Source organism: Opitutia bacterium ISCC 52 (genome assembly GCA_014529675.2).
GTDB lineage: Bacteria > Verrucomicrobiota > Verrucomicrobiia > Opitutales > UBA2995 > UBA2995.
The window spans coordinates 2949150-2969405 of sequence record CP076040.1 but is presented as its reverse complement, the minus strand read 5'-3'; the positions used below and the strand labels follow the sequence as shown (position 1 = coordinate 2969405).

19 protein-coding genes and 1 pseudogene are annotated in these 20256 nt (G+C 47.1%); 9 read left to right on the top strand and 11 right to left on the bottom strand.

Annotation, left to right across the window (positions count from 1 at the left end; all coding sequences use genetic code 11):
• Positions 1-70: 70 nt before the first annotated feature.
• The 4 genes from GA003_12665 to pyrF all read right to left on the bottom strand — a co-directional run bounded on the left by GA003_12665 (position 71) and on the right by pyrF (position 3841).
• Positions 71-1801, bottom strand: coding sequence for an ABC transporter ATP-binding protein/permease (locus GA003_12665; protein QXD26884.1), 1731 nt, complete (start codon positions 1799-1801; stop codon positions 71-73).
• Positions 1802-1866: 65 nt separating this feature from the next.
• A complete protein-coding gene (gene ispF / locus GA003_12660; protein ID QXD26883.1) occupies positions 1867-2355 on the bottom strand; it encodes a 2-C-methyl-D-erythritol 2,4-cyclodiphosphate synthase in 489 nt (162 codons plus the stop codon).
• A 71-nt stretch (positions 2356-2426) separates the two neighbouring features.
• Entirely contained in the window at positions 2427-3140 is a 714-nt protein-coding gene (gene ispD, locus GA003_12655; GenBank protein ID QXD26882.1) for a 2-C-methyl-D-erythritol 4-phosphate cytidylyltransferase, read from the bottom strand.
• 5 nt (positions 3141-3145) lie between these two features.
• Positions 3146-3841, bottom strand: a complete 696-nt coding sequence (pyrF, locus tag GA003_12650; GenBank protein ID QXD26881.1) for an orotidine-5'-phosphate decarboxylase — start codon at positions 3839-3841, stop codon at positions 3146-3148.
• A gap of 86 nt (positions 3842-3927) precedes the next feature.
• Between pyrF and ispE the strand changes: the two genes are divergently transcribed.
• Both ispE and ptsP read left to right on the top strand, forming a co-directional pair.
• Complete coding sequence (ispE, locus tag GA003_12645; GenBank protein QXD26880.1) at positions 3928-4812, top strand: 4-(cytidine 5'-diphospho)-2-C-methyl-D-erythritol kinase; 885 nt, start codon at positions 3928-3930, stop codon at positions 4810-4812.
• Positions 4813-4926: 114 nt separating this feature from the next.
• Positions 4927-6678: a phosphoenolpyruvate--protein phosphotransferase gene (ptsP, locus tag GA003_12640; GenBank protein QXD26879.1), complete on the top strand. Its 1752-nt coding sequence runs from the start codon at positions 4927-4929 to the stop codon at positions 6676-6678.
• 1 nt (position 6679) lies between these two features.
• On the opposite strand, the gene GA003_12635 is transcribed toward ptsP, so the two are convergent.
• The 4 genes and pseudogenes from GA003_12635 to GA003_12620 form a co-directional block, all read right to left on the bottom strand.
• A complete protein-coding gene (locus GA003_12635) occupies positions 6680-7150 on the bottom strand; it encodes an MEKHLA domain-containing protein (protein ID QXD26878.1) in 471 nt (156 codons plus the stop codon).
• Between the two features lie 73 nt (positions 7151-7223).
• Positions 7224-7451, bottom strand: a pseudogene (locus tag GA003_12630) (DUF3303 domain-containing protein).
• Positions 7452-7579: 128 nt separating this feature from the next.
• A complete protein-coding gene (locus tag GA003_12625) occupies positions 7580-8785 on the bottom strand; it encodes a DUF3500 domain-containing protein (GenBank protein QXD26877.1) in 1206 nt (401 codons plus the stop codon).
• A 16-nt stretch (positions 8786-8801) separates the two neighbouring features.
• Positions 8802-10001: an aldo/keto reductase gene (locus GA003_12620; protein QXD26876.1), complete on the bottom strand. Its 1200-nt coding sequence runs from the start codon at positions 9999-10001 to the stop codon at positions 8802-8804.
• Between GA003_12620 and GA003_12615 the strand changes: the two genes are divergently transcribed.
• Entirely contained in the window at positions 9982-10734 is a 753-nt protein-coding gene (locus GA003_12615) for a hypothetical protein (protein QXD26875.1), read from the top strand. The genes GA003_12620 and GA003_12615 overlap by 20 nt on opposite strands.
• 21 nt (positions 10735-10755) lie before the next feature.
• On the opposite strand, the gene GA003_12610 is transcribed toward GA003_12615, so the two are convergent.
• Positions 10756-11475: a hypothetical protein gene (locus GA003_12610; GenBank protein ID QXD26874.1), complete on the bottom strand. Its 720-nt coding sequence runs from the start codon at positions 11473-11475 to the stop codon at positions 10756-10758.
• Positions 11476-11822: 347 nt separating this feature from the next.
• Between GA003_12610 and GA003_12605 the strand changes: the two genes are divergently transcribed.
• Positions 11823-12488, top strand: coding sequence for a hypothetical protein (locus GA003_12605; protein QXD26873.1), 666 nt, complete (start codon positions 11823-11825; stop codon positions 12486-12488).
• On the opposite strand, the gene ubiE is transcribed toward GA003_12605, so the two are convergent.
• Positions 12467-13165: a bifunctional demethylmenaquinone methyltransferase/2-methoxy-6-polyprenyl-1,4-benzoquinol methylase UbiE gene (gene ubiE / locus GA003_12600; GenBank protein QXD26872.1), complete on the bottom strand. Its 699-nt coding sequence runs from the start codon at positions 13163-13165 to the stop codon at positions 12467-12469. The genes GA003_12605 and ubiE overlap by 22 nt on opposite strands.
• A 2-nt stretch (positions 13166-13167) precedes the next feature.
• Positions 13168-14793 (bottom strand): AAA family ATPase, encoded by a 1626-nt coding sequence (locus GA003_12595; GenBank protein QXD26871.1) that lies wholly within the window; start codon positions 14791-14793, stop codon positions 13168-13170.
• 103 nt (positions 14794-14896) lie between these two features.
• On the opposite strand from GA003_12595, the gene GA003_12590 reads away from it, so the two are divergent.
• The 5 genes from GA003_12590 (at position 14897) to GA003_12570 (ending at position 20253) form a co-directional block, all read left to right on the top strand.
• Positions 14897-15208: an integration host factor subunit beta gene (locus tag GA003_12590; protein QXD26870.1), complete on the top strand. Its 312-nt coding sequence runs from the start codon at positions 14897-14899 to the stop codon at positions 15206-15208.
• Positions 15209-15244: 36 nt separating this feature from the next.
• Complete coding sequence (gene hisS, locus GA003_12585) at positions 15245-16567, top strand: histidine--tRNA ligase (GenBank protein ID QXD26869.1); 1323 nt, start codon at positions 15245-15247, stop codon at positions 16565-16567.
• Positions 16568-16661: 94 nt separating this feature from the next.
• A complete protein-coding gene (serA, locus tag GA003_12580; protein QXD26868.1) occupies positions 16662-18251 on the top strand; it encodes a phosphoglycerate dehydrogenase in 1590 nt (529 codons plus the stop codon).
• 30 nt (positions 18252-18281) lie between these two features.
• Positions 18282-18887, top strand: a complete 606-nt coding sequence (gene plsY / locus GA003_12575) for a glycerol-3-phosphate 1-O-acyltransferase PlsY (GenBank protein ID QXD26867.1) — start codon at positions 18282-18284, stop codon at positions 18885-18887.
• Positions 18888-18903: 16 nt separating this feature from the next.
• Positions 18904-20253 carry a homoserine dehydrogenase gene (locus GA003_12570; GenBank protein ID QXD26866.1) on the top strand — a complete coding sequence of 450 codons (1350 nt, stop codon included), beginning with the start codon at positions 18904-18906 and terminating at the stop codon, positions 20251-20253.
• The last annotated feature ends 3 nt before the right edge of the window (positions 20254-20256 follow it).

Here is a 20256-nt window from a genome sequence, read left to right as displayed (position 1 = left end):
TCATTGATTGCAACTCTTCTCCATAATAATTGTTAGCTAATAATTGTGCGTATTTGATGAGAAGTTTGGGCTAGAGTTGTTTTGTGTATAGTGCTGTATACAATGGATCAGTCTGATACAATGTTTCGTGCGATCCGGATGCAACTAGTTCGCCATTTTCAAACACCATGATGTCATCTGCCAGTCGAATGGTGCTGAACCTGTGAGCGATGATGATCACCGTTTTCCCTACCACGAGTGAGGCGAGGGCTTTTTGAATTTCTTCTTCACTGTGCGAATCGAGGGCCGAAGTAGCTTCGTCTAGAATTAGAATAGGAGAGTTACGTAGGAATGCACGTGCAATGGCTATGCGCTGTATTTGGCCACCTGAAAGTTGTCCTCCACGTTCTCCGGCCATGGTATCGTAACCCTTTTCAAACGCATCAATAAATTCGTGAGCGTGAGCGTCTCTAGCAGCTTGGATGACTTCCTCTCGGGTAGCGTCTGGGCGGCCAATCAGGATATTGTTGAACAGGCTGTCGTCGAACAATACGGGATGTTGGGAGACGACCGCAATTTTGTCCCGCAAGTGTTTCTTTGTGAAATGTCGAATGTCCGTACCGTCTATTTGGATACTGCCATTAGTAATCTCATAAAGTCGTGGTATCAGCTTCGCGAAAGTCGATTTGCCTGCTCCACTCGGGCCGACCAAAGCTACCACTGATCCGGGTTCAATAGTGGCTGAAAGGTGTTTTATGACCGGTACGTCTGCATATCCGAAGGACACATCCTCAAAGGTAATTCTTCCTTCCGGAATATCGCATTGCACAGGTCTGTCAGGGTCTTGCATCGAATCAGGCTCCTCGAGGCTTTCGTTGATGCGATTAATGGCGCCCTGGCATTTCTGGATATTCCCATAAAGTCGAAATACTCTTTTTAGCGGATCGTAGGTCATGAACATGACACCGCCCAATGCTAAGAACGTGGAGAGTTTGACTTCATTCAAGTAGCAGAAAATGAAAGTAACCGAGACGAGGGCAGAGGCGAGGAACTCAATCAAGGGTTGGGCCATCCGTTCATATTTGACGACCTTCATTTGCTTTCTGAACAGTTTCTGCAGGAAGCGATCGAAAATGGAAATCTGCTGATCCTGAAGATTGAAGGTTCTTACCTCGGTGGCGCTGTCCAGATTTTCGCTAAGTCCCTCAGTCATTTCTCCTTGGGACTCCTGCATGTCGATACCGTGTTTCTTAAGTCGACGGCCAATCAGAAGAACGGGGACGACTGCTAAGGGTGCGGTTAAAATAATGAAGAGAATAAAAACGACTTCCTTTTGCTGGATGGACAAGAATACCAAGTAGCTGAATGCACCTATCACTTGAAGGGGATAGGCGAAGATGCCGTTGGCGGTTTCCTGTAGGGTATGTTGCAGCAGCGTGGTATCCGAAAGGATTCGTGATAGCAGGTCCCCGCTTTTGGTTCTGTCGTGGTAAGCAAGCGGCAGGTGCTGGATTTTGGCAAAAAGATCAGCGCGGATACCCTTCAGAATAGTCAGTCCGCAGTGGTTCATCCATAGCTGATTAAAATACCCGGAAATGCCCCGGATGAGGAATACTCCAGGCAATTGAGCCGCAATGAAGAAAATTTCGAAACCACTGTATGTTTCAGATGCCGATTCGAACACATTGGCGAATACAACCTGTATGTAATAGGGGACGCCGAATCCACTGCTTACGCCCATGATTAATCCAGCAGCAATTCCTAGGAGGAATCGGCCTTTGCAGGAACGGAGATAACGGCGAAATGCGAAAAATTTATCCAAAGTAGAGAGAGTTTGAGATACTAAAAGAGACTGATGCTAGTTGAAGGCGTTCAAAGATTTCAAAATCAAAGCTTGTACAACATGCATACTGCATGAGCTGCAATGCCTTCTCCTGCGCCCAGAGACCCCAGTTTTTCCTGAGTGGTAGCCTTTATTCCGATGCAATCCCCCGGAAGGTCCAGTGTTTTCCCAATGATCTTCTTTATATCGTCAATATAGGGCGCAATTTTGGGTTTTTCTGCGATGAGGCAGCTGTCGATATTGCCAATTCGATAGCCTTTTTCGGCTGCCAATGCAGCGGATTTCGCCAATATGATTTGAGAATCAATGCCTTCAATCTCTGGATCTGTGTTGGGGAATTGGTGACCAATATCGGGAAGGCTACAGGCGCCCAGGATAGCATCGGCAATGGCATGCGTGAGGCAATCGGCATCTGAATGGCCGTCCAGTCCAAATTCTGAAGGGATTTCTACACCTCCTAATACTAGTTTGCGGTCTGCCACCAGGCGGTGGATGTCATAGCCAAATCCGATTCGGTAGGGAAGGTGGGTCATAAATGAAGTCGGTTAGTATCTATCTCACATTCCAAAATGCGCATTATTTTTTATTTTGAGATAGGTTCCTATTAGGATAGCTGCGACCTTTGTTGCAACATCAGTTCCGCAATGGCCAAATCCTCTGGGTGTGTAATTTTGGGATTAGCCAGATTATTTTCTACAATGGATACAGGATAGCCATATTCAATGACGGCTGCCGTATCGTCAGTGGCTTGAATGTTATCTTCTTTCAATTTACGGTAGGCGCCTAAAATTAATTTCCAGGAAAATGCCTGGGGAGTTTCCATGGCCCAGAGATTTCTACGATCCAGGTTGTTTAGTTTAGCTTGGCGTATTTGGCTCGATTCGGAACTGAGCTGTTTGATGGTGTCTACCACGCGATGAGCAAGTACTGCTGCCTTGTCCTTAACCATGGTTTCATGAAGCTCAATCAGGGCTTCCTTGGTAACCAGAGGGCGAGCGCAATCATGAATCATGACGAAGTTCGTATCTTCGGGAACCGCTTCCAGAGCTTTTAATACGGAGTCCTGCCGTTCAGCACCACCACTTACCCATTGAATGTGTTTTGAGGAGCAGGCTTTGAAATGCTCCTCCAGCTGGGAACGTTGTGCAGCGTCTCGAAACACGCCGATAAAGCTAGAAACAAAGTTTGATTGTTCGAATGCTACTACGCTGTGCTCGAATACAATGCGGCCGTTTAGCTCGGCCAAAATTTTGTCCTCAACCTTGCCCTGCATACGGTTTCCCGATCCAGCGCAAAGCAGTATAGCGACTGTACTCATTTTCCTTAACTTGCCAATTCAGCGTTGATGGCCTGGACGGCCTCGCGAGGTGAGTCGGCTTTGTAAACTGGACGTCCGACGACAATGTAGTTGGAACCATTGACCGCTGCTTGAGCTGGAGTTACAATTCGCTTTTGGTCGTCTGCTGAGCTTCCAACCGGTCGTATGCCGGGTGTAACAAACTGCAAGTCGTTGGAAAATTTGGGTGCAAGTGTGTCGAGCTCTTTAGCGGAGCATACCAATCCCTTGACTCCGGATTCGACTACCGCGCTTGCTAAGTTGTGGACTTGATCGGGTGGGGTGGCTGGAATGCCCACTCGCCGAAGTTGAGTTTCGTCCATTGAGGTGAGCACGGTCACGCCTAATAAAAGAAGCTCTGGTTTTAGTTCCTGTCTGACTTGGTCAGCGGCACGCATCATTTCCACGCCGCCACTACTGTGAATCGTCAGCATTCCAATGGGTAGCTGGCTTAAGCTTTGAACCGTTTTAGCGACCGTATTGGGGATGTCGTGGAGCTTGAGGTCGAGGAATACATTGAAGCCCAGACCTGCAACTTCCTTAACCCACTCAGGTCCGTGAGCAGTAAACATCTGCAAGCCGATTTTGACCCATTTTAGTTCTGGGCCGATGTCATTGAGAAGTTTGCGTGCTTCTTCTCGAGACTCAATGTCGAGCGCTAGTATCATTTCACAGGATTTCATGAATACGGTTCAGGTAGTAGGAAGATTTTTCAGTTGTAGCAATCGGACTGAATGACAGCGTGATGCGTGTGAAAACCAACAGCACAATGCGATTATTTTCCCCTGCCAAGGTTAATCTGCTTTTGGCCGTGACGGGTAAACGAGACGACGGTTTTCATGATTTGGTATCTTTGGTCACTCCCCTTGATGTTGGAGATTTCTTGGAAGTAGCGGTTTCTGGTGAGGCAGGCTCCGTTCAATTCACTTGTAGCGAATCTTCTGTGCCTCTTGGAGCCGAGAACCTCGTCGTGCAGGCGGTTGAGGCTTTCAGGCGAGTTACCGGTTGTAACTGGGGTCTGACTATTCATCTGGAAAAACATATTCCAATGGAAGCTGGACTCGGGGGCGGAAGCAGTAATGCCGCCACTACTTTATTAGCCCTCAATGAGCTGACTGAAAAGCCTCTGGACATGGAGGCTCTTTCTGAACTGGCAGCTACACTGGGGTCAGATTGTCCCCTGTTCCTGCATCGGACGCCCCTGATCATGCGTGGGCGAGGAGAGCAGATAGAGCCTCTTTCTGCTGAAGCTTCCGAATCGTTGAAAGGCCAGGCGATTGCTGTATTCAAGCCAAGTATTGGTATTTCAACCCCTTGGGCATATGGTGTGTTGGCCGAGCACCCCAGCTATTATGCTGATAGTGTGGCAGTTGAGAAACGCCTGGAGTCATGGAAGAAGTGTGAGCTTCCGCTTGAAAAGCTGCTCTATAATAGCTTCGAGCGGCCTGTATTTGAGAAGTTTGTCGCATTTCCGACCCTTTTTGATCGCATTCGTTCAGAATTGGGACTTCGCCCTTTAATGAGCGGTAGCGGGGCGAGTTGTTTCTGTTTATTACCCGATCTGGCCATGCAGGAGTCGTTGGAAGTCCTTGTAAAGGATGCCTTTAGCGATTCGGTGTTCTTCAAGGTCTGCCGATTGGGAGCCCATGTGTAACAAAGGAGTTATAATTCCTGCTGCGGCCCTTCATCAAAGATAAAAACCTTTGCTCTCAGGCACAATTGCTGCTGAAGTTTTGTCTTAATTAGAGCTACTACAGTTAGAAAGTGCATGTCATCGGGTATAGGAAAAGAACAGATATTTAAAGGTATTGCCGCTGCGCCAGGCGTTGCTTTTGGCAAGGCTTTCGTGCACGTCGAAAACGAGCTCTACATCCCTCATTATCTGGTGGATGCCGAAGAGATTGATGGCGAAATAAAGCGATTCGAACTGGCTCTGCTTAAGACCCGCCACGAAATCTCGGAGATTCGCCACCAGGTGGCTGATCGCCTTGGGGAAGAGGAGGCTCAGATTTTTGATGCCCATTTGATGGTTCTTGAGGATCCAGCGTTGATTGATGAGACGATCACTGAGCTGAAAACAAATCGTCAGAATGTTGAGTCCTGTTTTCATAAGATTTCGCAGAAGTACATCGAGGCTTTTCAGAGAATAGACGACGAGTTTATTAAGGAGCGCTTGAATGATATTAAGGACGTCTCTCGAAGAATCCTCTACAATTTATCGGGAGAAACGCTTGAGAGTCTCGAATCGATAGATAAGGAACAGATTGTCGTTTCCCACGATTTCACTCCTTCTGATGCCGCAGCGATTCAAACCGAATATTTGCAAGGATTTATCACTGAAGCAGGTAGTCGTACGAGTCATGTAGTAATTATGGCCAAGGCTGCGAGCGTGCCTGCTGTAGTCGGAGTACACAACATTCTTAAAGTACTGCAGAATGGCGATGATATTATCATCGATGGGTTTGAAGGCGTGGTTATTCTTAATCCAACTGAGGCCACATTGTTCCAGTATGGTGAAAGTAAGAAACTTCGCGACTCTCAGGAACTCGAATTCCTCAAGCATTCAGGCGAACCTGCAATTACGACCGATGGTGTTGAAATCAGCGTCATGGCCAATATTGAAGGGAATAATGAAATACCTCGCGTGCTCGAGACGGGGGCTGATGGAATTGGGCTGTATCGAACGGAATACCTATTTTTGAAGTCAGGCAATTTCCCTACCGAGGAAGTACAGTTTACTGCCTACAAGGAAGTCGTCGAGTCGATGAAGGGAACCCCGGTTATCCTTCGGACCTATGATTTAGGTGGCGATAAAGTACTTCAACGAAAAGACCTTATCGGTAAAGAGGATAATCCTTTCTTGGGGTGTCGGGCGATTCGGTTCAGTTTGCTTTATCCTGAAGTATTCAAAGATCAATTACGTGCGATGCTGCGGGCGAGTGCCTATGGCAATCTAAAGATCATGTTCCCTATGATCAGCAACCTTGAGGAACTCAATCAGGCGAACGCCTTGGTTAAGGAAGTGAAGAAGGAGCTGCAGGCAGACAAGGTGAAGTTTGATAAGTCAACGGAAGTGGGGATTATGATCGAGATTCCCTCCGCTGCTCTGGTAAGTGATATCCTGTCCGACTATTGCGATTTTTTCAGTATAGGAACCAATGACTTGATGCAGTACATGCTTGCAGTCGATCGTGGGAATGAGCGAGTGGCTCATCTTTACGAGCCAGGTCATCCGGCTCTGCATCGTGTCCTTAAATTAGTTGTCGAAAATTCGAAGGAGAAAGAACAACCTGTCAGTATCTGCGGTGAGCTGGCTGGAGATGCCTATTTTATTCCATTACTTATTGGTTTGGGACTTCGCAGTTTGAGCGTCTCGCCTAATTTTGTACCCTCGATTAAGCACTTCTTAAGAAATGTATCATTGGAAGAAGTAGAAGCGGTGGCCGAAGAGGTGTTGGGTATGAGCGATGCCGATGCGATTATAGAACGCTTGAAAGGCTTCTACGATTCCAAGAAATAAGTCATTTGACTCGTACCCAATCGGAGCAGGTGGCGGCTTGACCTCGATAATCTCCGCTTTCATCGATTAAGTTCCACACGGTGGCTTGTTCTATAAAAAAGCGTTTTCCCGTTTTGGATATACGCGTGCCTGAATAGTCGTCGATATATCCGTTTTCAGTGACACGCTTCATCAGGGCCGCTCGTTCCTCACGAAGCATGGCTTCTGCCGTATCGGTCGACGGCATGGATGTCCACTCATCCCAAGTCATCTCAAAGAGCTCTAGCCCAGCCTGATTAGCATAATTGAGGATGGGGTTCGAGGCCGTATCATGGGAAAGCACTGGGAATGGAGCTTCGAATATCAATTGCGCGGTTTCAGTCTCCGGGTGGTTTCCGGGTAGCAGAGGCTTTCCTGTCCAATGTTGATAACTGGAGCAGAGCAATTGCACGTGTTCTTTTTGAAAGTTGTTGGTCGATGAAGGGAATTTCATTTCTGCAACTCTCACAAAAAAGAAAGCTCAGGGATGATGTCCATCCCTGAGCCTATAAAAGTCTGAAATAAATTTACGAAGCTGATAAGACTCGGGCAGCTCCTTCATCTTCGATCACAGGTGAGATATCAAAGCTGATTACATCGGTCCAACCCTGGGTCCATGTCATGAGTGCTTCCGCATTGTCCGATTCGGCCATCATCCATCCCTTTCTGCCAGCGACACTATGCCAACGACCCAACATGGTCACACCTTCGGGTGGAAGTGCTCCGGTAGAGGTAAAACGATCTTGGGCAGTATTTCGCTGGTTGAGATCAACTTCTTAGGTGATATGGAATAACATAAGACTATTATAATTTAAGGTTAGATTGATTGAGTGCCTCTATACTTGCTCAGGTTCCCAGTAGGTCAATACTCTGTGAGATTGAATTAATGGCTGTGGTGCTTTTCGCGATGCTGCCTGAGTAGGTCCTTGCCATAATCGTTTCCGTTGGGGGTTCGGATAACGGCATGCACGTGTTGGCGAATGGGCTTCCGCTCAGGGAACTGTCGTCTTAGACCGACTGGATTCTGATGGTCAAATTCAATTAATGCAACCGGGCTGTGTATCCGGTAATAAAATACCGCATTTTCATCGGTGGGGCCTTTCCATGCAAAATAGGTGTCGTCCCAATGATCTTTAATTTCGCTCATGCGGACTCTTGCATGGCCGTCTTTCATGTAGCCAGCATAGAGGCCGATTACTTCGAGCAGCGCTTGGGTTTGTTTCTTGTTTAACTCCTTAACCGGTATGCCTTGATAAGGCATGACGACATTATCTTTGAATGCCTCCGTTTTATTATCGTTGCCTGGTTTGCTATGTCGAATAATCGCCTTCGATTGTTGCTTTGGAGTCAGGCTTTGGGCAAATGCGAGAGCTTTGTTTTGCTCGTCCTGCATAATGGCGATTCCCTTGAATTTCCCGTCCTCAGCGATCATGGGTTCGGAACCTACAAAAGTTGGAGTGGCGACTACTTGGTCTCCAAGGATGAAGAAATTAATGATCAGATGATGTCCATCGATCTGCCAGCCCCAGGGTTCTGTCTGAGAAGGGGTGCCCATGATTGTTATGTGGTAAGCCCATTCTCCGAGCATGAATTGGTTGCCCTGCATTTCGCCCAGCGTGTGATTGAGCTTCATAATGTTTCTGGCGAGTTCAAAACCGCGGGGACTGAGTGATGCTCGGAGTAAATCAAAGCCAGCTTCCTTTTGCGCCTCGGTCATTTCTTCAAAGCTGATCCCCCAACGGTCATAAAAGTGCTGGTTCATCCACTGTCGCCATTCTGGGCTATCCACCGGATGCAAGGTGTCCTTTTTTTGGCTGTCGCTTAGAGTCGCAATAAAGGCCTCGGCCGCTTGCTGGATGGAGGCGGCTGAAACACCCGTGAATTCAATTTTAAAGAGTCCCTTTTGGACGGAACCATCTTCTGTTATTCCTACAAAGGGATTGTCTTCGAGGGTAGCTTCTTGTTGGCGTGATCGTTCCGCCGCTCGTCTCAATTGCTGTACTTCGGAGCCCCGTTGTGCCTGAAGATGGAAACTCCCAGTTGAAATGATGCCTAAAACTGTGAGTGCGAAGGATAAGGTGATTTTCATAGTGCTATGATTGCGATTAGGCTGGTTTGAGTTCAACTTTCTTCCCCACAATGGCAAAGTTGTCGATCATCATGTCTTGGTCATACATCTCTGAGATGACGGCGGAGATGTGAGGATTCTGAAGAGCCCATAAATAGGCTCTGGCGGGAAGGGAGTAATTGCCGGGAACGGTTGTCTCCAGTTTTTTGATACGCCATTCGGGGATGGGTTTCAGTGGCTCAAAACGGGTTTGAACTGCTGCTGCGACCTTCATGGCGATAAAGCCCATACCATTCTTGTGCGCCCGTTCGATCGGTCCTTCCATGCTGCCCTGGTTTGCAATGTTATAGGTCGACATAGCGAGGTCACGAGAACGTTGAACGACTGCCTTTTCCAAGATTCGAGGCGCATCGGTGTGGCAGGAATAGCTGGTGAAACGTATCTTCCCTTGACGTTTTACGGTTTCAAAAAACTCGTCGATTATTTCATCCTCCAGTTCTTCGGGGAGTCGAATTCCGTGTGGGCAGTGGCAGATATCAACGTGGTCGGTTTTTAATCTTCGAAGGCTCGTTTCCAGCGTTTCGAACATGTCCTTCTTTATCCGCTGCTTCCACGCTCGTTTATAGCCGTATTCCTGTTTAATGACCAATCCTAAGTAATCGCGCTCCACACTTTCGTAGTGCCCACCGAAGTAGGGATAGAAATACCCTGGCTTTCGAACCCCTCGCTCATTCAGCATATCCAGAGCTTTCTTTTTTAGGGCGCTTTGCTTTTCTCCGGGCAGTCCTTTGAAGATTTCATTGCAGATGGTATTCGTTGTAGCGGTGTAACTGGCTACTTTGGTGGAGACGAATACTTTGTCTCTCACGCCCGGCTGGCTGAGGAGCATGCCCAAGACTTCCTCGCTCTTTCCGCCACTGTAACGGGAGCTGGTGTCAAAATAATTGAGTCCCCGTTCGATCGCGTAATTAAAGCGATGATACGTTTCGGGCAACATCGGGCCGCTGCCTCCTTGGATCACTTCAGAAATCATCAAGCCCGTCGAACCCAACTGACGATAGGCCATGTCTGCTTGTTTGTTTCTCCACTCGATGGGATGTTGCTTGCGAGCTATCTTGGCGGTTTCGGTATTTGCTGATGCAGCGGGTCCAGCGGCGGCGAGTACCCCGGCTGAGATTACGGCTCCTTTCAGAAAAGATCTCCTAGAATGTGGAGTTTTGTTAGGGGTAATATCCATACCATCAACCATTGAGTATACGGATATAAGAATCAATGTTGAAGAGAACGAAACTGCATTGACAACGGTCACCGCCTCTGATCCGGACCTTCCAGGTGACACTTTGTCCTTTGCTATTAATGGTGGTGCAGACGCTGCACTTTTCGACATCGTTGCGAGTACCGGTGTTTTGACTTTTAAAACAGCACCGGTTGTTGCGACACCTACTGACGCCAATACGGACAATGTTTATGAAGTTACCGTTGAAGTATCTGATGCAGGTGATCCTGTCGGAATGGACAGTCAGTGTATTTCAGTAACTGTCATCGAACATATCGTAGACGAGCAAGACTATGAGGATTTTGCTAACAGTCCTGGAACATTTCCTTCTACTGCGTCTGCTGATGACAAAAAGGCTGATACCGATTTCGATGGAGATGGCATGACGAATGAGGAAGAATTTGCAGCTGGAACAGATCCAAAAGACCCTTACGACTATTTCTGGTCCTTGGTTAGTTTCGATCCTGTTGAAGGATTTAAAATTGTCTTTTGTCCCTACATTCCAGAATTGAATGATTACACTCTAATGAGTGCTTTTGGAGGGTCCAACAACCATGAGGCTACGAATTTAAATTACTCCGCTCAACCATTTGAAGATGATGCGACTATGGGCTGTTTTATTGTCCCGCCATTATCAGGTGGAGCATTGGAGTCACTCTTCCTAATGGTTAATACATTAAAGCATTCTTTATAGGAATTATCGTTCAACAAACACCTAAAACCTTGCGTCGGGACCGTTGAAGCGCAGATCGTCGTTCTTGTGATTGAAGTTGTACTGCGACTTGGTGTCGTTCAGTAGCGTTTTGATCTCCTTGGACCTAGCTGGGTCCAAGCTCTCCAATCCACTAATGGTAGTTGAAACATCACCAAGGAAACTTTCATACTGCTGCTGTCGATACCGTTCCTGTGCAAGCTGCTCCTGGGACTTTCCGATGAGTGGGATGTGGTAGCGGTTTAGCCAACGGTTTTCAAAATTAGAGAAATACTCATCACTTAAGTAGGCGCCACCTGATGCAGGATCGAGTGTGTCCAGATCCTTTATCTCCGACATACGCATCAAAGGGGAGTAGAGTTCGTTGACCTGGAATTCCCTTAATTCAACGGTATCGAGACCAAGTTCATCCAAAGGAATGTCCTCGGGAGAGTTCTCCTTTGCGGGGTCGTCGATATCCAGGGTGGGTTGAAGCCGTGCTTTTATCTCTTCGTTTCGTTCGGCCAGTCGTTGGTCCAAGGGTTTATAAGGAGTCTTATTATCGACTACACTCTCAGATTCTTCTCCCTCTTTCTTCGGAGCTTCCCAGGTATACTTGGATTTTAGAAAATCTGAAACGGTGGAGGTTTTGAATCCTTCCTCGTTGAGCTCGGCTTCGTCGACTTGAGCGAAAAGCGGGCTTAAAATGAGTGAAAGGAAAAGAGTCAGGTAATACAGTTTCATATAAAAATGATTATCAGGCTTTGCTGGGGAACTTAGAAAAGCAAAAATGTAAGATGTTTCAAGACCATGTTTTCATTCCCGAAATTTTTATGGATGGGAAATATCATCCATTTGAATCAACCTCCGCCTCAGCAAAATGCAGATATCCATCAGATTTGGATGTATTCCGGCATATTTTATTAGGTGTTTATAGTAAATTGGCTCTCCAAAGAGTCTGAGAACGTGGGCCGATTGACATGGGTCAAGTGCGACATCTACAGTTTTAAACTATACTCCTCCATCAATCTCCTCACACATCTCGCAGTCTAAAACAGGTCTGTGGATGGTTCTTAATCCTCAGCTTAGCCATGGGAGGCCTTTCAAGTGCTCTGTCTGGCCAGACGCTTCTCGAGCAGATCTACAACCCCAAGAATAATCAATTCAGCATTCGCTTATCGTTGCCGGTTAGCTTGCAGGATTCCATCGCCAAAGGAGATCAGGATTATAGTATTCAATTTGGGTTTCTCATGCCCGATGGATCTAAAATACTGCCTGGAGGCAGTAGTACGACCATATTACAAAGTAACTGTGGTTTCGTATTGGATGAACAGACCGGAATAAAGACCTACGAGATCTTCTGGCAGTTTCACTTGGGGCTGCTGGTCCCCAGCTTGGTTAATTTGCAGCCATGTCTGACTGTTTCCAATGTTTATGGGAAAACAGTTTGGGATAACCATTTGGGCCAGGTATTCCAGCGGGCTGACGACGGTGTAGCCAATGAAGATCGTCCCAGAGCTGTCATTCAGCCATCCGCCTTAGATCCTTTTGTCGGTGGAGCTGCACTCCTCAATCTCGTTGTAAAAGTCTATAATTATGCGCTTTTAGGATTTGGAGATTACATGGATCTGAGGCGCCGAGGTGGTTCAACGGATTTCGGTTTTAAGCGCTCTTTGATCGCAGCAACCATTATCGCGACGGAGTTGAACTGCATTATCTGGAATACCGAATCAGCTCAAGGAGCTACCGCTTCGTGAATCGCTACGATCCCGAGAGTCATGCGAGTTGCCTTCATGTCCTGGAAGCCAGCAACGTCCAACTCATCGATGAGTTTTTGCGTACTGGGGAAGCCTTCTATTGAGTTCCCTAAGTAATCGTAAGCTTCTGGCTTTTTCGTTACCCAACCGGCGATTGTCGGTAGTATGTATTTCAGGTAACTATAATAGAGAGGGCGAAACCAATTGTAAGGCTGGGAAAACTCGAGAATGAAAAGTTTGCCGCCTGGACGCAGGCAACGGCGGATGTCTTTGAGGCCTTGATTTCGATTTTCCAGGTTTCGAACGCCGAATGCGACCGTGATGGCATCTGCCGAATTATCAGCGAGAGGTAGATTTAATATGTCGCCGATCCCAAATCTGATGTCGGGGGAGGGGGTGCGTTCTAGACGCTTTTTTTCTGCTTCGTCGAGCATGGGCTGGCAGAAGTCGAGCCCTGACACACTCACCTGATCGCCCAATTTGTTTTTCAGTGAGAATGCGACGTCTCCACTTCCGGTTGCTAAATCAACTACGACGGAAGGATTCATTTGCTTCACCTTCTTTACGAGTACTCGTCGCCACCAGTAATCCATACCGCCACTCAGTAGGTGATTAGCTAGATCGTAGCGTTTGGCAATCCCACCAAACATGGAGCGTACTGCTTCCGCTTCTGGCATACTTAGGCTTTCTCTTCCTCAGGTTCTGCTTCCGGCTTTTCCTCGGCTACGGCATCTTTTCCCTTGATGCTTTCAACGACCCATTTGGAAAGTTCACCATCGGGATTGTCGACCGCATCGGCTGTTATGAGGAAGCGAGTCTTCCCTGAGTTTCGGCTGACAATTTTTAAGCCGTGCTCATAGTCCTTGAAAAGCTGTTCGCAGATGGAGCTCGTAGAGCGGTCTTCATTGACGGCAAGTTCGACAATCTTGGCGCAGGCATCTTCGGAGAATTCCAAGTCGAGACCGTGCTTCTCTTTGAAGTCTGATATGAACTCTGCCACGCGCTTGAAAAGAAAATCGTTCAATGCGGCCTGATTGTTTAGCAAAATGTCCTTTAGCGCTTCCTGTGGGTTTTCCACTGTATCGCTGGTTACTTCAAAGTTTTGAATGAGGGTAGAGGAGAGCTCGAACTTAAACTCACGAAAGGTTTTTTCCAAAACCGTCATTAGACCTCGAGCGCCTGTCTTTTCTTTAGAGGCGCGATCAGCGATTGCAAGAATGGCTTCATCGGTGATCGAGAAGTCGATGTCGTAACCTTTGAAATCTCGATGGTATTGATCGAGGATACTGCCTTCAGAGTTTTTTAGAATCTGTGCCAAGTCTTCTTTCGAAAGCGCTTCACAAGCAACTCGGACCGGAAGTCGACCAATGAATTCTGGTTCGAATCCGTAGTCCATAAAATCACGCGTCTCGGTCAACTTGAGGAAGTGAGAATCGTCGGCCTCTTCGCCATTCCGTTGGGATGAGAAACCAATTTGTCCTTGATCGAGACGTTTGCGGACATTTTCGGCCAATTTGTCGAACGCACCGGAAACGATGAAGAGAATATTTTTGGTGCTTAGTGTACGTTTCTGTTTTTTACCGCCTTGCCCCATGCTCATCATGGCCTGCATCTGGCTCATCATGTCCTGTGGGTTGACCAAGTTTACATCGGCGTCCTCCATGAGCTTTAACAAATTGATCTGCACGCCTCGACCAGAGACGTCTTTGCCTCCCATTTCCGAGGAGCCGGCTATCTTGTCGATCTCATCTATGTATATAATACCATATTGTGCTAACTCTGCATTTTGGTCTGACAGTTTGTAGAGATCTCGAACCAAATCCTCGACATCGCTGCCCACATAGCCTGTTTCGCTGAACTTTGTCGCATCCGCTTTGACAAAGGGAACGCCGATCAGTTTGGCGATATTGCGCATCAGGTAAGTTTTACCGACACCGGTCGGGCCGAGGAGGAGGATGTTCTGCTTGTTATACTCTTTCTTCGTCAAGGAAGGATCTTCTATGCACTGCCGTACGTGGTTGTAGTGATCGCAAATAGCAACGGATAGAACTTTCTTGGCCTCATCCTGACGAATTACAAATCGATCCAAATAGTCGCGAATTTCCTTCGGCTTCCTTTTAAACGCCTGAATCTGTTTTAAAACTTCATCTGATTCCTTCGGCTCTTCTGGCGTAGAAGAGGTGGGTGGCGCTTGCTGCGGCGGAACGAAAGGGTTTACCGTGACGTTGGGATTATTGGTTTTTAAAAGTTCCTGAAGTTGTTTCTGGATTTCTTCGAAGGGATTTTTTGTGTCTTTGTCACTCATATACTTGGAAAATTCGGAGGCAAATATTTGTTTGCCATTGACGTAAGGAAATTCGGATTTTTTTGTATGTATTTAATTAAGTCTAAAAGGAGCTACAGACAGTATGTCAGACAATTTAACTAAGCGAGATATCGTTCTGGATATCTACCAGAAAACCAATTATCCGCAAAAGGAAGTCAAGGAGGTTGTTCAACTTACCTTGGACGCCATCGCAAACGCATTGAGCTCCGGTCAAAATGTTGAGTTGAGGAATTTTGGTGTGTTTGAAATTCAGGTTCGAAAGGCCCGGATTGGACGTAACCCTAATAAACCGGAGAAGGATGTAATTATTCCAACTCGTGCAGTGGTAAAGTTCAAAGCCGGAAAAGAATTGAAAGCCAACCTGAAAGACCTGGAGCTGGATAACTTGGCGTAACCCGGTCAGGCCGTAGAATTAACATGGCCACTTCAGATGTTTAAGACCCTTCCAGGCTTTCGGGATTTTTATCCTGAAGATTGTGCCCTACGAAACCACCTCTTCCAGATTTGGCGAAAGACAGCCCAGTCTTTTAGTTTTAAAGAGTATGATGGGCCGATCCTTGAATCGCTCGATTTGTTTAAGCAAAAGTCGGGCGATGAGATTGTAAGCCAACTCTTTGCATTTGAGGATCAAGGTGGACGGGCTGTGGCTCTCCGTCCCGAGATGACTCCCAGCTTGGCTCGTATGATTGGGGCTCGTGCCAATGCACTTAAACGACCCATCAAGTGGTTCACGATCGAAGAAAATTTTCGATACGAGCGGAAGCAGAAGGGCCGCCTCCGTTCATTCTATCAATTTAATGCAGATATCTTTGGCGAGGCGGGAGCCGGTGCTGATGCGGAAATCATAGCCATTCTCATTCACAGCCTCTGCGTGATGGGGCTCAATTCAGATGACTTTGTTATCCGAGTCAGCGATCGCCATCTTTGGGTCCTTTATCTACAGAGCCTCGGTCTAGAGGAAGAGGCGGTGTTTGCCGTTCTTGGTCTGGTGGATAAAATGGAGCGGATGCCGCGCGAAGTTCTCTTGGAGAAGCTGGGGCCTTATTTCAACGAAGCGTCCGAAGACTTCTTGGTAAAAGTAGAGACTTTGACCCAAATTCGTGAGCTCGCTGATCTAAATTCTTTTTTCAAAGCCCATGTTGCGGCTGGAGAATTGGCCGATGCGGTCGTTGAGCGTCTTGATGCTTGGGAGGCACTTATCCAACGACTCGATGGCATGGGCATGAAATCCTTCATTCGCATCGATTTGGGAATTGTCCGTGGTTTAGCTTATTATACTGGATTTGTATTCGAGGCTTTCGATATCCAAGGAGAACACCGGGCAATTGCTGGAGGAGGTCGTTACGATCATCTCGTTAAAAAACTGGGTGGGCCTGATATGCCGGCGGTTGGATTCGCCATGGGTGATGTCGTGATTAAGGATTTGCTCGAAGAAAAAGGCCTTCTACCAACCTACATTCAAGCGCCAGACGTCTATGTTGTCTTAGGGGGTGATGAGGTGCTCACCGCAGCTCTTCAACAAATTCAGGCCCTGCGCTTGGCTGGGTATTCAGTTGATTATCCCATCAAACGGGTTGGTTTCGGTAAGCAATTTAAGTCCGCCAATGAATCTGGAGCTCGTTGGGCTGCCGTTTTTGGCGAGGAGGAAGTATCTCAGGGGCAGGTGAAATTGAAAAACTTGGCCTCTGGAGAGGAGATTGAAATCCCTCTGAATCGACTGGTTGAAGCATTGCGGGAATTGGACGAAAGCTGATTTTTTAGGCTACTCGGTGAATTAGGCCTGATTTCGTCGTTGCAATTAAAAAATCCGGTTCTTGTATTCATCGCTTTTTCCGACATTCCAGCTGATGAAAATACTCGTCGCAGACAAGATCGCCGCTAGTGGCGTCGAATTCCTCAAGAACCAAAATAATTTCGAAGTCATCGAGGCTTACGGATCTTCACCAGAGCAAATTCTGGAACTCGTCAAAGACGTTTCCGGAATCATTGTGCGAAGTGATACTAAGATTACCCGTGAGGTAATTGAAGCAGCACCTCAATTAAAAGCCGTCGGCCGCGCCGGGGTAGGGGTCGACAATATCGACATCGAGGCTGCTACTGAAAACGGAGTTGTGGTGATGAACACCCCTGGCGGAAACACCATCGCGACCGCTGAGCTGACTTTTACCCACTTGCTTTGTACCACGCGTCAGATCGCCCAGGCAAATGCCTCAATGACGGCAGGTCGTTGGGACCGCAAAGTTTACGGGGGTGCTGAAGTGTTTAGAAAAACACTCGGTATTCTTGGCTTGGGTCGAATCGGTGCTGAAGTTGCCTCCCGTGCTCAAGCATTTGGAATGCGTGTGCTGGCTTATGATCCGTTTCTGGTCGAGAGCCGGGCTAAACAAATGGGAGTTGAGGCCATGACATTGGAAGATGTTTTGAAGGAGGCTGACTTTATAACCGTTCACATGCCGCTTACAGATTCGACGCGCAATATGATCGATAAAACGTCGATTGCTACCATGAAGGACGGAGTCCGGTTGGTCAATTGTGCTCGTGGTGGAATCATTAATCAGGACGACCTCGTTGAAGCGATTGAGTCTGGCAAGGTCGCATACGCTGGTCTGGATGTTTATGAAAGCGAGCCACTCGCTGAGGATCACCCCATGCGACAGGTTCATAATCTAGTGCTAACGCCACACTTGGGTGCATCTACTAAAGAAGCGCAGGAAAGTGTGGGGATTGAGATCGCTGAAAACGTAGCAAAAGCCGTTGCGGGTGGAGTCATTCAGAATGCACTCAACATGCCTTCAGTTGATAGCAAGACCTTGGATGCTCTGTCGCCTTACCTTAATTTGGGTGCCAACCTTGGCAACTTTCTCCAGCAGATAACGCCTGACCAGGTGAACAAGCTTAAGATCACTTACTTCGGCAAGATCGTAGATATTGATGCAGATCCTCTTACTCGAAGCATTCTCCAAGGCTACTTGACCAACATCAGTGGAGATAATGTGAATTCGGTCAATGCTCCCATTCTTCTCAAGCAATTGGGCATTGAGAACGAGGTGGTGAAGTCGAGTGAAGAAAGCGACTACAATGAACTGATTGTTTTGGAAGCAACAGCCAGTGATGGAGAAATATATTCCGTCCAAGGCACTTTAATAGGGAAAGCGGGTCATCCTCGTATGGTTCACATCAATGGGCGTGACGTTGAAGCTTCTCCAGAAGGAGTCATGTTGGTTGTAGAGAATCAAGATGTTCCAGGAATTGTCGGAGTTCTTGGAACCACCCTTGCTAAGTCCGGTGTGAATATTGCATCCATGTCTTTAAGTCGAAATCATGTGGGTGGTCTGGCATTGAACGTTGTGAACCTGGATACGGCTCCCAACGATGATGCCTTTCAAGAAATTGTTTCCAGCGAGAACATCAAGTCGGCTATCGTAGTTTCTCTTTAATTCTTCCTTTCTATCTAGCGATTACCATTCATGCATCTGATCTGGAAAATTGTGCTGGCATGTACGCTCGGGTATCTCCTCGGCTCAGTCTCATTTGCTGTCCTAATCGCAAAACAAAACGGCGTAGACATTTTTAAGGAGGGAAGTGGCAACCCTGGAGCTACCAATGTAAAACGTGTCATTGGAAAGAAAGCAGGTAATACCGTTTTCTTTTTTGATTTCCTTAAAGGATTCGTGGCTGCCTTGGTTCCTCTACTGATTGCCTCTGTTGAATACCGTGAGTTGCTTTCCATATGCGCAGTGATAGCAGCCATTGGAGGGCACAGCTTTTCTGTGTTTTTAAAATTCCGAGGAGGAAAGGGAGTTGCGACAACCATGGGTGGTTTTCTAGCGCTTGCTCCTTGGGTACTCTTAATAGGGGCAGTTGTGTGGATTATTACTTTCTACAGCCTGCGGTATGTATCGTTGGCCTCCATGTTATTTGGAGTCAGCTTGCCCATCTCTTCATATTTCCTCGGCATGTCGCAATGGATATTGGGCTTTTGCGCCTTGATTGCGTGCTTGCTGATTGTTCTTCACCGGTCGAACATCATCCGGCTTTTAAATGGAACCGAAAATCGATCTGTCAAAAAATAGATCGGTCAATTTTAGTATGGCTAACAAACCAACAGTAAATTTAGGAATTCTAGGCCTTGGGGTCGTGGGGCAAGGTGTGTTGAAACACCTGAACCGTAATCGAAAGATTCTCGAATCACGATTAGGAGTTCGGCTCAAGGTTTCCAAGATTGCCGTTCGAAACAAACGGCTTAAGCGAAACGTAAAGGTAAATCCGAACTTATTAACTGAAGATGGTTTTGAAGTGGTTAATGATCCTTCCATTCAGGTTGTCTGCGAGCTCATCGGTGGCACCACCTTGGCGAAGCAATTGACCTTACAAGCGCTCAAGAACGGTAAGATTGTTGTTACCGCAAATAAGGCACTATTGTGCGAGCACGGTAATCAGGTGATCAGGGCTGCTAAGAAAAGTGAAGGTCATATCTTTTTTGAAGCGAGTGTGGCTGGAGGAATCCCGATTATTAAATCCATCCGAGAAGGGCTGGTCGCGAATCGCTTCCCTGGGATTCACGGTATACTGAATGGAACCTGTAACTATATCCTAACTAGAATGCAGGCGGAGGGTAAACCTTTCGGTGAAATCCTAGCTGAAGCAAAAGCCCTGGGATATGCCGAAGCGGATGAGAGCTTAGATGTTGATGGAATTGATGCCGCTCACAAGGCGGGTATTCTAGCTTACCTTGCTCATGGAAAATGGATCCCCATGAACAAGATGCTGATTGAAGGTATCCGCGAGATAACTACGTCCGATATTTTGGCCGCTGATGCAATGGGCTACCGGATTAAGCATCTTGCCTCTGTCGTAAGTGATGTGAAGAAAAATTCTCTCTTTGTCGGTGTTTATCCTGCGCTTATTCCGAAAACTCATATCCTGGGTCGGGTCGATGATGTATATAATGCAGTATGCGTCAGTGGTGATGTAGTCGGATCCACCATTCATATCGGGCGAGGGGCAGGGCAAGATGCTACTGCCAGTGCAGTTATCAGTGATATCGCTGATGCCGTATTTACGACTCAAGGTGCTGGGCTCATGAATCTGATTGATGAAAAGAATGATCCCCTAACCTCGACGCTTGAGGAGCTTCAGATCGCTTCCATGGAAGAAGTGAAGTCGAGCTTCTACCTCCGTCTATCTGTAATCGATCAGCCTGGTGTGCTCTCAAAAGTAACGGCTCTTATGGCAAAGGAGAAAATTAGCATTGCTCGGGTCGTCCAACAATTGGATAGCAAGCCATCCCATAAAAAGACGAAGGCTTCTGCTGTTTTAACTTTAACTACTCATCAATGCTCTGAGTCAGCTATTGCACGAGCTTTTCGTTCATTAAAGCGTTCAAGTCCTGTTCTCTCCAAACCCTTCCTTTTGAGGATTGCTAATTTTAACGATTAAGCT